At 60.6% G+C, this 11,875-nt stretch carries 15 protein-coding genes; 8 read left to right on the forward strand and 7 right to left on the reverse strand.

The window, feature by feature from the left end; genetic code table 11:
- Position 1: 1 nt before the first annotated feature.
- Positions 2-703, reverse strand: a complete 702-nt coding sequence (locus K3728_01640) for a hypothetical protein (protein ID UWQ95971.1) — start codon at positions 701-703, stop codon at positions 2-4.
- Positions 675-980, reverse strand: coding sequence for a hypothetical protein (locus K3728_01645; GenBank protein UWQ95972.1), 306 nt, complete (start codon positions 978-980; stop codon positions 675-677). The genes K3728_01640 and K3728_01645 overlap by 29 nt, the downstream gene beginning before the upstream one ends.
- 628 nt (positions 981-1,608) lie before the next feature.
- On the opposite strand from K3728_01645, the gene K3728_01650 reads away from it, so the two are divergent.
- The 4 genes from K3728_01650 to K3728_01665 all read left to right on the forward strand — a co-directional run bounded on the left by K3728_01650 (position 1,609) and on the right by K3728_01665 (position 4,847).
- Positions 1,609-2,052 (forward strand): hypothetical protein, encoded by a 444-nt coding sequence (locus K3728_01650; GenBank protein UWQ95973.1) that lies wholly within the window; start codon positions 1,609-1,611, stop codon positions 2,050-2,052.
- An 84-nt stretch (positions 2,053-2,136) separates the two neighbouring features.
- Positions 2,137-2,736, forward strand: coding sequence for a ribonuclease HII (locus K3728_01655; protein UWQ95974.1), 600 nt, complete (start codon positions 2,137-2,139; stop codon positions 2,734-2,736).
- 136 nt (positions 2,737-2,872) lie between these two features.
- Complete coding sequence (locus K3728_01660) at positions 2,873-3,976, forward strand: site-specific DNA-methyltransferase (GenBank protein UWQ95975.1); 1,104 nt, start codon at positions 2,873-2,875, stop codon at positions 3,974-3,976.
- Between the two features lie 235 nt (positions 3,977-4,211).
- The gene (locus K3728_01665) at positions 4,212-4,847 is read left to right on the forward strand and encodes an SDR family oxidoreductase (protein UWQ95976.1); all 636 of its coding nucleotides are present in this window, start codon (positions 4,212-4,214) and stop codon (positions 4,845-4,847) included.
- 101 nt (positions 4,848-4,948) lie between these two features.
- Here K3728_01665 and K3728_01670 read toward each other — a convergent pair whose 3' ends face one another.
- Complete coding sequence (locus K3728_01670) at positions 4,949-6,082, reverse strand: alkane 1-monooxygenase (protein UWQ95977.1); 1,134 nt, start codon at positions 6,080-6,082, stop codon at positions 4,949-4,951.
- Positions 6,069-7,118: an A/G-specific adenine glycosylase gene (gene mutY / locus K3728_01675; protein ID UWQ95978.1), complete on the reverse strand. Its 1,050-nt coding sequence runs from the start codon at positions 7,116-7,118 to the stop codon at positions 6,069-6,071. The genes K3728_01670 and mutY overlap by 14 nt, the downstream gene beginning before the upstream one ends.
- Before the next feature lie 79 nt (positions 7,119-7,197).
- On the opposite strand from mutY, the gene K3728_01680 reads away from it, so the two are divergent.
- Entirely contained in the window at positions 7,198-7,725 is a 528-nt protein-coding gene (locus K3728_01680; protein UWQ95979.1) for a DUF721 domain-containing protein, read from the forward strand.
- A 10-nt stretch (positions 7,726-7,735) separates the two neighbouring features.
- Positions 7,736-8,419, forward strand: coding sequence for a DsbA family protein (locus K3728_01685; GenBank protein UWQ95980.1), 684 nt, complete (start codon positions 7,736-7,738; stop codon positions 8,417-8,419).
- Positions 8,420-8,548: 129 nt separating this feature from the next.
- Here the strand turns inward: K3728_01685 and lpxK are convergent, their stop codons facing one another.
- Genes lpxK through K3728_01700 form a run of 3 tightly spaced genes read right to left on the reverse strand, consistent with a single transcriptional unit; the run spans position 8,549 to position 11,082 of the window.
- A complete protein-coding gene (gene lpxK / locus K3728_01690) occupies positions 8,549-9,538 on the reverse strand; it encodes a tetraacyldisaccharide 4'-kinase (GenBank protein ID UWQ95981.1) in 990 nt (329 codons plus the stop codon).
- Entirely contained in the window at positions 9,538-10,830 is a 1,293-nt protein-coding gene (locus K3728_01695; protein UWQ95982.1) for a 3-deoxy-D-manno-octulosonic acid transferase, read from the reverse strand. The genes lpxK and K3728_01695 overlap by 1 nt, the downstream gene beginning before the upstream one ends.
- A gap of 6 nt (positions 10,831-10,836) precedes the next feature.
- A complete protein-coding gene (locus K3728_01700) occupies positions 10,837-11,082 on the reverse strand; it encodes a DUF4170 domain-containing protein (protein ID UWQ95983.1) in 246 nt (81 codons plus the stop codon).
- Positions 11,083-11,257: 175 nt separating this feature from the next.
- On the opposite strand from K3728_01700, the gene K3728_01705 reads away from it, so the two are divergent.
- Positions 11,258-11,458 (forward strand): hypothetical protein, encoded by a 201-nt coding sequence (locus K3728_01705; protein ID UWQ95984.1) that lies wholly within the window; start codon positions 11,258-11,260, stop codon positions 11,456-11,458.
- A 231-nt stretch (positions 11,459-11,689) separates the two neighbouring features.
- Entirely contained in the window at positions 11,690-11,872 is a 183-nt protein-coding gene (locus K3728_01710; protein UWQ95985.1) for a hypothetical protein, read from the forward strand.
- Positions 11,873-11,875 lie beyond the last annotated feature (3 nt).

Genomic DNA, 11,875 nt, shown 5'->3' on the forward strand with positions numbered 1-11,875 from the left:
GTCACATCATCTTAATGACGTCTTTGTCGATCGCCAGAATGTAGCCGCGCCGGGCGATGTTTTTGACCAGAAGCTCGCTTACCATCTGGTTGCCGAGCGTATCGCGCAGGCGTTTGATGCGCGTGGCACCTGCCGCTTCATCCACGTCGGATTCCAGCTTGCCGGAGACCATCGCCTCGATCTGAGCACCGGAGAGCACGTCGTCGTCCAGTCGCGCCTCGGCCAGCACCGAGAGCGTTTCCATTGCCGCATCGGTCAGCTTGAATTCGAGGTTGTTGATCAGCACCACCCGTTCTTCACGCGACAAGATCAGGGACGAGACCTGAATGCCCTGACGCTCGATCTCGCCCATGCGGCGGTTGAGGGTGATGATGGTAATCAGGAATACGAGGCAAGCCACCAGAAGGGCCGTGGCGAAGATCATCAGAACGAAGATCACGGCGCGGTAGCTGGCCAGCACCTTGGAGAAGGTCGTGCCTGATTGGGCCAGAACCTCTAGCATGGCGATGGCATCGGGGTTTCGCACGTCATTGACCTCGAACACCTGCACCACGGCCTCGTTGAAGGCATCGGCGTCGGGGAGGTTCATGAACAGTAAAACGGCGGAAGTCACGAGAACCGCGACGACCGCCAGAATGCCTAATTGTACGACGCGCGTAGACGCGATCCGTGTGTCAGAAACGGAGGTAGTATTGTCCGGCATCCGATCTCCTTGATGCGAGGCCGGAATCGTCAAAGACCGAGCTCACATTCACCAACGTCCAACCCTGAGCGGCCAAACGGCTTGAGATGACGCCAGAGGCGGCACCGACCGAACAGGCGCTATCAGGTACTTGGATCACACCGTAGTGCAGACGCAAAGGGTTATCCATCCTTGCGCGATAGTCCGCGTAACAAGCGGCGTGAAGGGGCGCAGCCAAAACCGAAAGGGCGAGGGCCGCGAGGAGGGGTTTGAAAAGAGTTTTGATCGTTCGGGTCATAATGGAGTGCTCATCTATTGTGCTGAAAAGGGGGCAGCTTCACGAACGGATATGTGCCGGAGTGGGTCTGTCATTCAATATCGGAGGGCAGCCGGGGAGGCTGTTATCCAATAGCGGGCATCGGTTTTTGCCTTGCAGGGAAAGGATTGGGCATCGTTTTTCCAAGGCAATTATCGCCCCTACCCATTTTCATACCTCTCGGGCGCATTTTCGGCCCGGCGTTGATTCTTAGAATGCTATTTCGATGACGAAACCCTTTACCCGCCCTTCTGGTGGCGGCGCTTTGGGCCAGTCCTAACCCCATGGCGGCGGCGCAAACGGTATCAGACGCCGCACGACCAATGCCGGGATGGGTCCATGAGGTTGATCCACCCGTAAGTGACATTGAGCCCGTGGGGATTGATCCGCCCTGAAATTCGCCCTGAATTCCGTGCGTTATCCAATAGCAATCCAAGCAATATCCGATAGCGCGCGCCCGTCATTGCATGGCCAAGACCAGAGCGCCGAAAGTTTCCCTACAGGCGCCGAATGAGTGCGCTCTTCCGTTTCAGGCAAGGCGGCAACCCAAGCCCGCCATGTGCTGAACACCCCAAGATTGACCATGTGAATAAGACAAGGGAACAAGATTATGCTCAACAAATTCTCCAAATCCGTGACCGCAGGCCTTTTGGCTGTGACATTGGCACTAACCGGTGTTGCGGCCTCGTCCTCTCCGGCGGCGGCCAATGGGCACCGCAATAATGGCGGCGAGGCGGCTGCCGTACTGGGTGGGTTGCTGCTTCTGTATGGAATCAGCCAGGTCGGCCGGAACAACGGCCACCGGGGCAACCCGCAGGTGATCCATCAGCCGCGTCCGCAACCTGTGCAGCGTGTGGCGCCGTCCCGCTGCTTGATCCAAGGCCATGACGGCAATGGCCGTTTCCGGGGCTATCGCCAGCAGTGCATGCAGCGCCACGCGCAGAACGCTCATTTGCTGCCGCAGAACTGTTTGCATCGGGTCTGGACACAGAACGGCCAGCGCAGCATCTACCGCGCCCGTTGCCTGACCAATAACGGCTGGACCCAAGGCTAAGTCAGCGAGATTTCCGAGCAGTGGAAAACGGGGCGGCGCGACCACAGGGTTGCGCCGCCTTTTTCTTTGGCGCACTTCGGGCCTATGGGACCAGATTATCAGTTAGAGCAAGACCTGGGCGGAATCGTTGCGGGTGTGGATGAAGTCGGGCGCGGCCCTTGGGCGGGGCCGGTGACGGCCTGTGCCGTGATATTGGACGCGACCCGTATTCCCGAAGGGTTGAACGATTCCAAGAAGTTAACTGAAGCGCGCCGCGATGCCTTGGCCTTGGCCGTGCTAGAGGTAGCGGATGTTTCACTGGGATGGGCCAGCGTGGAAGAGATCGACGCCCTCAACATCCGCCAAGCCACCTTCCTTGCCATGACCCGTGCCATCGCGGGCCTCAAGGCCACGCCCACCCATGCCTTGATTGATGGCAACGCGATCCCGCCGGGCCTGCCGTGCCCGGCCACCTGCGTTGTGAAGGGGGACGGGCGCTCGGTTTCCATCGCGGCGGCCTCAATTGTGGCCAAAGTACGGCGGGACACTTTGATGAAAGAGCTTGCAGTGATGCATCCGGGTTACGGTTGGGACACAAACATGGGTTACGGCACCGCCAAACACACCGCCGGCCTACATCATCTAGGGGTTACCCCTCATCACCGACGCAGTTTTGCGCCTATCCGCAAGATATTGTGTGGATGAAATCGTACCGGTTCGATTCGAAGAAAATTGACCGGGAATCGATGATCGTGGATTCTAGCCTCAATAAAAAGATCCACGCTTAATCCGGCGTGGGCAGAAATGAGCGCCCAAAAGAGGCGCCTTTGCGAGGCGGAACATGACAACTAAGACGAAAGAGAAGGCAGTGGCGACACTGCCCCTGAACCAGATTCTTGCCGGTGATTGCATCGACGTGATGAACGCGTTGCCCGAAGCATCGGTTGATCTGATCTTTGCAGATCCACCCTATAACTTGCAGCTGAAGGGCGACCTCCATCGCCCCAACAACTCCAAGGTCGATGCGGTCGACAACGCTTGGGATCAGTTCGACAGCTTCAAAGCCTACGACACCTTCACCCGCGCCTGGCTGGCTGCTGCAAAGCGTCTTCTCAAGCCCGGCGGCGCGATCTGGGTGATCGGCAGCTACCACAACATCTTCCGTGTGGGTGCCGAGTTGCAGACCCAAGGCTACTGGATCTTGAATGACGTCGTATGGCGCAAGTCCAACCCAATGCCCAACTTCCGCGGCAAGCGCTTCACCAATGCCCACGAAACGATGATCTGGGCCTCCAAGGATGAAGGGTCCAAATACACCTTCAACTACGAAGCATTGAAAGAGCTGAACGAGGGCATTCAAATGCGCTCGGACTGGGTTCTGCCGATCTGCAATGGCGGCGAGCGCCTGAAAGACGACAAGGGTGACAAGGCGCACCCCACCCAGAAACCCGAATCGCTGCTGCACCGCGTTCTGGTGGGTTCCACCAACCCCGGCGATGTGGTCCTTGATCCCTTCTTCGGCACTGGCACCACCGGCGCTGTAGCCAAGGCATTGGGTCGCGAATTCATCGGGATCGAGCGCGAAGAAGCCTACCGTAAGGTTGCGGAAAAACGCATCTCTCGGGTGCGGAAGTTCGACAAAACCTCGATCGCCGTCACCACGCCCAAACGCGCCGAACCCCGTGTGCCCTTCGGCCAGTTGGTCGAGCGTGGCATGTTGCGCCCCGGCGAAATGCTGACCAGTCCTCGCGGTCATTTGGCGAAAGTACGTGCCGACGGCACCTTGATCGCCGATGATGTCAAAGGCTCGATCCACAAAGTCGGCGCCGAGCTTGAAGGGGCGCCTTCTTGCAATGGCTGGACGTATTGGAACTTCAAACGCGACGGCAAGAACGTCTCGATTGACGTGCTGCGTCAGCAAATTCGGGCGGAAATGTCCGAGTAACACCCCCTTTTCAGGAACACCTCACGTAGGGCGCTCTTCGCGTGCGCGCCCTACGTTTGGCACAGAACCTTGCCGCCCGCGCATGTTACCAATTTGGCGCGTGGGCCAACTTTGCCCGTCGGTTCCATACCGGCGGGTCTTTTCGCGTTTGCGATTGCCGGGCACAGGCCGACGCCGTTTTCCCCGTTGGATGCTGCCAGATCATCCCTATCTTGATAGGAAGGAGGTGCTTTCCATGAAACTATCTATCATTGGCGCAAGCCGGGGTATCGGCCGCAAGACCGTGACAGAGGCGCTTGAACGCGGCCATGAAGTCACCGCCATGGCGCGAACCATGGAAACGACCACGGCCCACCATGAGAATCTTACCACGCTCATGGGCGATGCCACGAATGCCACCGATGTTGCGGCGGCAATTGACGGGGCCGATGCGGTTATCCTCACCCTCGGCCTGCCTAGAGATGCCAGCGTGCTGAAACCCACGACCCTGTTTTCCGACGCTACCCGAACCCTGATCGCGGCAATGGAAACAAACGGCATTAAACGCCTTCTGACTGTCACGGGCTTTGGTGCCGGTGACAGCGCCGAAAAACTTTCCACCCCTGAACGCCTCACCCAAAAAGCGCTTCTGGGCCGCGCCTACGCCGATAAGGACCTGCAAGAGCAATTGATCCGAGACAGCGCCCTCGACTGGACAATTGCTCGCCCCGGCATCCTGACCGACAACCGCAAATCAAACGCCTACCAAGTGCTGGTCGAAAAAGAGACTTGGCGCAACGGCCTGATCAACCGCGCCGATGTGGCCGATTTCCTTGTCACCGCCGCCGAGCAGGCCAGCCACATCCATCAAACCCCTGCGCTGCAACGGTAGCGTGCCCGCTCCCTTCATCTTGGCCATACAACTCTCAGGGGGGCCGGGGGATGAAATCCCCCGCTTTTGCGACCGGCCCCGCCGGGCGCAATCCCTGCCGCCTAGCGCGGCAAGGGATGTTTCATCTTATTATAGGGCTTCCAATCAGTGATCTCCGGGTAATACATCGCCCGCCACCGCTTCACTCTTGGGTTCATTACCCGCTTCCACAACGGCGGTATCATCGCGCAGGTGGTCATGACTGGGTAGCCATAGGGAAACTGCGGCGCATCGGCCTCGGTATAATTCTGCAACAAGGGAAACCGGCGGTCCGGTTTGTAATGATGGTCCGAATGGCGCTGCAAATTGATCAGCAACCAGTTCGATGCCTTGTGCGCGGCATTCCAGGAATGCCTTGGCCGCACGTGTTCATATTTTCCTTCGCCCAGGTGCTTACGGGTCAGGCCATAATGCTCAATGTAATTGGTCAGCTCCAACTGCCATACGGCGGTTAAAGCCTGCCCCAGGAACATCGCCAATCCGACCCATCCCCCCACCAAAAACGCCAGTGCCAGGAAGATCCCCTGCAACGCAATGTAGCGCCAAAACGGGTTTCTCCCGTCCAACGCGGGCAAGCCTTTGCGGGCCAACATCGCCGCTTCCGCCCGCCATGAAGACCGGTAAGACTCCCGCAAAACGCGCGGAAAGAAGCGGTGGAACCCCTCGTTATACCGAGCGGTGACCGGATCGCGCCCAGTGCCCACATAGCGGTGATGCACCAGCAAATGCTCCGACCGGAAATGGGAATAGAGCACGCTCGCCAGCAACAGATCCCCCAACCAACGCTCCAGCCTGGAGGATTGGTGCATCAACTCATGGGCGTAGTTGATCCCGATCGTGCCGCTCAACACACCCATCCCAAAGGCCAGCCCCGCCAGTTCCCCCCCGCTCAGATGTTCGGCGCGGGTGGCATAGTAAATCACCGCAAACAGCGTCGCGAATTGCAGCGGCGGCCAGATCAACGTGATCGCCCGATACCAAAACAACTGATCGTCCGCCGTGCCGGGGTCGGCGTTTTCCAACTCCAACCCGGTGACCTGGTCCAGCACCGCAAATAACCACCACGTCGCCAAGGGTATCCCCACCAGCCACCAACCGCCCTGCGTGGCCAGAATGGCGATCAAGGGGATTAGCAAAAGGCTCGCCCAGAAGGGCAGCGCGCGTTGAAACTTCGCGACGGTTTCAGGTGGGATCATGGTCTATCTCACTCAGGTCATAGGCTTTACGCATCAGCGTAGGCAAAGAGGATGGCTTGAATTGGGCCTTGGGCACAAAGTCACCCCGTTGCGGCGACGTGTCTAGGGGGGCTTGCCCTAACCTCAAGGCAAGGCGCAGGTGGAAATGCGTGAACGTGTGGCGCACCTCCAGGCCGGGGTCTTTCCAGTCCAGATCGCAAGGCGGGGTCTCAACCGGCGCCTCAGACCAGTCGCTACTGGGAAAGGCCAACATGCCGCCCAACAGACCCTTCTCGGGCCGGGTCTCCAACAATATCGCCCCGTCCTGGCGCCGCGCGACGTACACATACCCCAAGCGGATCGGCTTTACCTTCTTGGGGGCTTTTTTCGGCAGTTCCGCCGCAATCCCCTGCTTTCGGGCCGCACATCCCGCCATCAATGGACATATCCCGCAGGCGGGTGACCTTGGCGTGCACACCGTCGCACCCAGATCCATCAGCGCCTGCGCGTGGTCCCCCGGCCGCTTTTTCGGGGTCAGCCGCGCCGCGTGGGCCTTCAACACGGGCTTACTGCCCGGCAAGGCCTCCTCCACCGCAAAAAGCCGGGCCATCACCCTTTCGATATTCCCATCCATGACCGGGGCGGGCTGATCGAACGCGATGGAGGCGACAGCCGCCGCCGTATAGGGCCCGATCCCGGGCAGGCTCAGCAACGCGGCCTCGGTCCCTGGAAACTGCCCGCCATGATCGCGGACCACGGCGCGGGCGCATTTCAGCAAATTCCGCGCCCTGGCGTAGTACCCAAGGCCCGCCCATTCGCCCATAACTTCGGCGTCTTCCGCCGAGGCCAGATCGGCCACCGTTGGCCAAAGCTCGGTAAACCTCTCGAAATAGGCCTTCACCGTCACAACGGTGGTTTGCTGCAACATGATCTCACTTAGCCACACGCGGTAAGGATCGGCGGTTTCCCCCGAATTGGGGGGAACCCGCCATGGCAAATCCCGCGCATGGGCGTCATACCACTGCAACAACGCGCGCCCTATCTGATCTTCACGCACCCGTTATCCAATCTGTGTCGCTTGATATTGGTTAGCATCCCAGGAAGGCATAGAGTGCGTGCAACGAAAGGTTCAACCCATGGCCGCCCGCCCGACCAAAACGACACAATCCAAGCCACGCCGCAGGCGGGGCTTTGAACGTGCCGTGACGCTCGTCGGGGCCGAGCTGCGCACTCCCGCCGAAAAGCGCGGCTTCGCGGAAACGAAGCTTCTAACCCATTGGGCAGAGATCGTCGGGCCCGAGATTTCCGCCATGGCGGTCCCGGTGAAAGTGAAATTTGGCCGTGGCTTCGGCGGTACGCTGGTCCTGCTGACGACGGGCGCCAAAGCCCCGATGCTGGAGATGAGCCGCGAAGCGATCATCACCCGCGTGAACGCCTGCTACGGCTATTCGGCGATCAAAGACGTGCAAGTCACCCAAACCGCCCCCACCGGTTTCGCCGAAGGGCAGGTGGCTTTCGCCCCGCCTGAACCAAAGAAAAAACCCGCGCCCGACCCGGCGCGGCTGAAACAGGCCACCCAAGGCCTCGATCACATCAACGATCCCGTGCTGCGCGACGCCTTGCGAAAGCTGGCCGGGAACATAGTTACTCAGTCAAATCGTTAAGGAGAATAATATGGATCGCAGAGCCATGATGTTAGGCGGCGCCACGGGCGTCCTGGGCGCCGGTGCCTACCTCTTGTGGAACGGCCGCGGTGGCCAACGCTTCCAGACCGAGGCCCCCCTGACACCCTTCACGGCGGCCAACGCCCAGGAAGTCAGCGACCTCCCAGAAGTGATCGAGATGTCGAAAGGCAACCCGGACAGCGGCGTCACGCTGATCGAATACGCCAGCTTCACTTGCCCCCATTGCCGCAGCTTCCACGCCAACGTCATGCCGCAACTGACGCGCGATTACATCGACACGGGGCTCATCAACTTCGTCTACCGTGAAGTTTACTTTGACCGCTACGGCCTCTGGGCCGGTATGGTCGCCCGCTGCGGTGGCCCCCTGCGCTACTTCGGTATCGTGGACCTGCTCTATGCGCAGCAAAGCGAATGGACCCAAGGCTCCCCCGCGGAAATTGCGGAAAACCTCAAGCGCATTGGCCGCACGGCTGGCCTCACCAACGAAGAACTCGATGCCTGCATGACCGACGCCGCCATGGCCGAAGCCATGATCGCCAACTACGAGGCGAACATGGAAGTGCATGAAATCCCCGGCACACCGGCGTTCATCCTCAACGACGAACTCCACGGCAACATGAACTTCACCGACATGAGCGCTCTTCTCGACTCCGCCATCGAAGCGGCAGGCTGATCGCCCTCGGCCCGCGCCCCTAACCCGGCGCGGGTCACCCCCTTGGCTCGCGATAGAACGCGCCGCCCCCTTCATCTTTTCATAAATATCGATTCTTTTGGGGCGACACTTACCCCAAAAACGCGGCGGCTATTTTCGCGCCATCACCCGTTCCAACCCCGCATCCAGCGGTGCCCAATCATCCATCTGTAACCTCACCGGCACCGTCATCACCCGAGACCGGAACTCGGGCGACAGGCGCACCGCGTCCTTTTCGGTCGTGACCACCTGCGCCCCGCGCTGCCACGCATCGCGCAACAGCCGCGCCATCAAGGCGTCGCTCAACGGCTGATGATCGGCCAAAGCGTGGGTCGCGTGCAGATCCGCCCCCAACCCTTGTAGCGTCTGGAAGAATTTTTCAGGATGACCGATCCCGGCAAAGGCCAGAACGGGCACGCCGTCGAGGGATATTCCCGTGGCCAACGGCTCTAACGCGCCGGTCAGATGGGGCACCTTCACCCGGTCGCCCCAGGTCGCGGCGAATCGCGTCTGCGCGGCTTCCGGCCCGATGCTCACCACCATGTCGGCGCGCGCCAACCCCACGTCCACGGGCTCTCGAAGCGGCCCTGCGGGGATCACCTTTCCGTTGCCGAACCCGCGCCATGCATCCACCACCACGACCGATAAGTCATAGGCCAAGCCGGGGTTCTGGAATCCATCGTCAAGGATCAGACATTCTGCACCTGCGGCCACGGCCGCTTTGGCCCCGGCGACCCGGTCTGCCGATACCCAAGTTGGCAGGAAGGCGGCCAGAAGCAACGCCTCATCCCCCACCTGCTTGGCCGTGTGGGAGCGCTCATTAACTTGAACAGGGCCGTTAATCTCTCCGCCGTAGCCCCGTGTCACAGCGTGAACAGCCACGCCCCGCGCCGCCAAGCGTTGCGCTACGGCGATGGCGGTGGGGGTCTTGCCGGTTCCGCCCGCGTTGATGTTGCCAATACAGATCACCGGCACGCCGACGCTTTCGCGCGGCCCTTCCCGTAGCCGTCGCGCGGTGCCGGCGGCATAGAGCGCCCCCAAGGGCGACAGGGCCGAGGCCAAGATCCCCGCCGGTTCGTGCCAGAAGCCCGGCGCGCGCATCAGGGTGTTTCCGCCTCTTCCAACGTGTCGATAATCAGGGCCAGTGCCCGATCCGTCACGTCCGCCCCGTCCGAGATCACCTGCCACGCGGCGGCGGCCATGGTGGCGGCCTCATCGGGGTTCAGCAATTCGGCCACCTGCCCGGCGAGCTTATCGGGCGAGGATACCAGCCGTGCCGCGCCGCCGTCGCGCAGGCGGTCATAGATATCGACGAAGTTCGTCACATAAGGCCCGTGCAGAATGGCAGAGCCGAGGGCGGCAGGCTCAAACGGGTTATGCCCGCCAATCGCCACAAGGCTGCCGCCGACAAAGCTGATTGGGGAAAGCCGATACCAAAGCCCCATTTCGCCCATTGTGTCGGCAAGATAGACCTGTGCCTCATCTGCGGGTTCTTGATCGGCGCTGCGCCGAGTGAAACGCCAGCCGTCGCTTTGCAATTGGTCAGCAATCTCGTCGGCGCGGTCAGGGTGGCGAGGCACGAGGATCAGCAGCAACCGGGGCGAAGATCGCATCGCCATCCGGTGCGCTTGCAGCACCATCTTCTCTTCCCCGTCATGGGTCGAGGCCGCCAACCAAACCGGACGCCCGGCCAAGTTGGCCGCCATCGCCGCGCGGTCATCTTCATTGCAGGGCAGCGCGGCAGAGCCTTCTTTCAACGTGCCCATCACCTTCATCCGGTCCACAGGCATCCCCAAACGGCGCAGATACACCATCGTCAGATTATCCTGCACCAAAGCTGCCTGAAACCGCTCAAGAAGACTGCGGATCATGCCACGGGCGAAGCGCCACTTGTCGTGGCTGGCCTTGGACATGCGCGCGTTGAGCAGCAGCATCGGGATGCCGCGGGCATGGGTTTCCACGACCAAGGTGGGCCAAAGCTCACTTTCGGTCCAGATCGCCACATCGGGTTTCCAATGGTCCAGAAACGCGGTCACAAATGGCTTTGCATCCAATGGCGCGAACTGGTGGATCGCCCTTTCTGGCAAGCGGTCGGCCATCACGGCAGCCGAGGTGACGGTGCCCGTGGTCACCAGGACCGTCAGGTCTTCGCGTTCAGCCAAGGCACGGCGGATCAGTTCCAGCACCGCCAGAGATTCCCCGACCGAGGCGGCGTGGAACCAGATCAGCGGCCCTTCCGGGCGCGGCGTCGTGGCGATGCCCCGGCGTTCATCCAGACGGGCGGCGTCCTCTTTTCCGCTGGCGAGGCGTTCCCGCAGCTTACGCTCCGCAAAAGCGCGGGCGCCTCGCGCGGACCACGCAAGATAAAGGCCAAGGACAAGGGACCGCGCCATGGTGGATTAGCTGCCCAATTCTTCGGTGGGCGAGGCTTCTGCCGCTTCGTCACGCAGGCGGTGGATATGGGCGATGAAATACCGCATGTGGGCATTGTCCACGGTACGCTGAGCCTCGGACTTCCAGGCATCGTAGGCCGATTGATAATCGGGGAACATACCGACGACGTGAATGTCTTCGGGGTTCTCGAATTCCGTCTTCTGAGGGTCTTTCAGCTCGCCGCCGAAAACAAGGTGAAGGCGTTGGGGCATGGGGATCTCCGACAGGTTAGTCCGATGGGTTAGATTGCGCCTGCACCCTTAAGGGGCAGGGCGGGGGCGTCAAGCGCCGAGGGGTCGCGGGCAGCGCCATAAGGTCAGGTTTCCCGCCATAGCGAGGGCGGGGCGGAAGGGGCATATTGATCCTATCGAAACGGAGGGTTTTTCAATGACCAAATCTTTTTCCTCGCTCGTCGCAGCCTTGGCAATTTCCGCCTCACTTATGGCTGTGACCACCCCCGTTTCGGCTTTCACCGCAACCGGAGATGTCACCCGTACTTCAAGTGGTGATCTGGGATCGGGCCGTATTTCTGGCGGCGATCTTGGCTCTGGCCGGATAGCAAACGGTGATCTTGGCTCTGGCCGGTAATCCCTGACCTGACCTAGCAAGACGCTGCCCTTTCCGCTCTCTGCCGTTTCTCTCCCTTAGGGTCGTCTTGCCAAACAACCCCGTCGCGTGCCCCCGCGGCGGGGTTTCGTTTTCGCGGGTAAGGAGAGCCTTACTCGCGCGGGAACAGCGCAAAAGCTAAGGTAATGGCGCAAGCACAACGACCATCAAGAGATTTCGCCACCCCAATTTTTCAGAGACTTCATAGCTGCCATGCCCTTTTCAAAATCCCTTCTACGTCTGGCCCCGCTCTTGATCGTCACTGTGCTTGCAGCCCTTCCCGAAACTGCCTCAGCCCATACCAACAACCCGGCCGAGGAAGATGCCTTTCCCGCCAGCCGGATCATGGCCACGGGGCCATTGAACATTGTGGTGTACCGCGTCAGCGGCAGATAACGC

The organism is Rhodobacteraceae bacterium M385, assembly GCA_025141835.1.
In the GTDB taxonomy this organism is placed as follows: domain Bacteria; phylum Pseudomonadota; class Alphaproteobacteria; order Rhodobacterales; family Rhodobacteraceae; genus Gymnodinialimonas.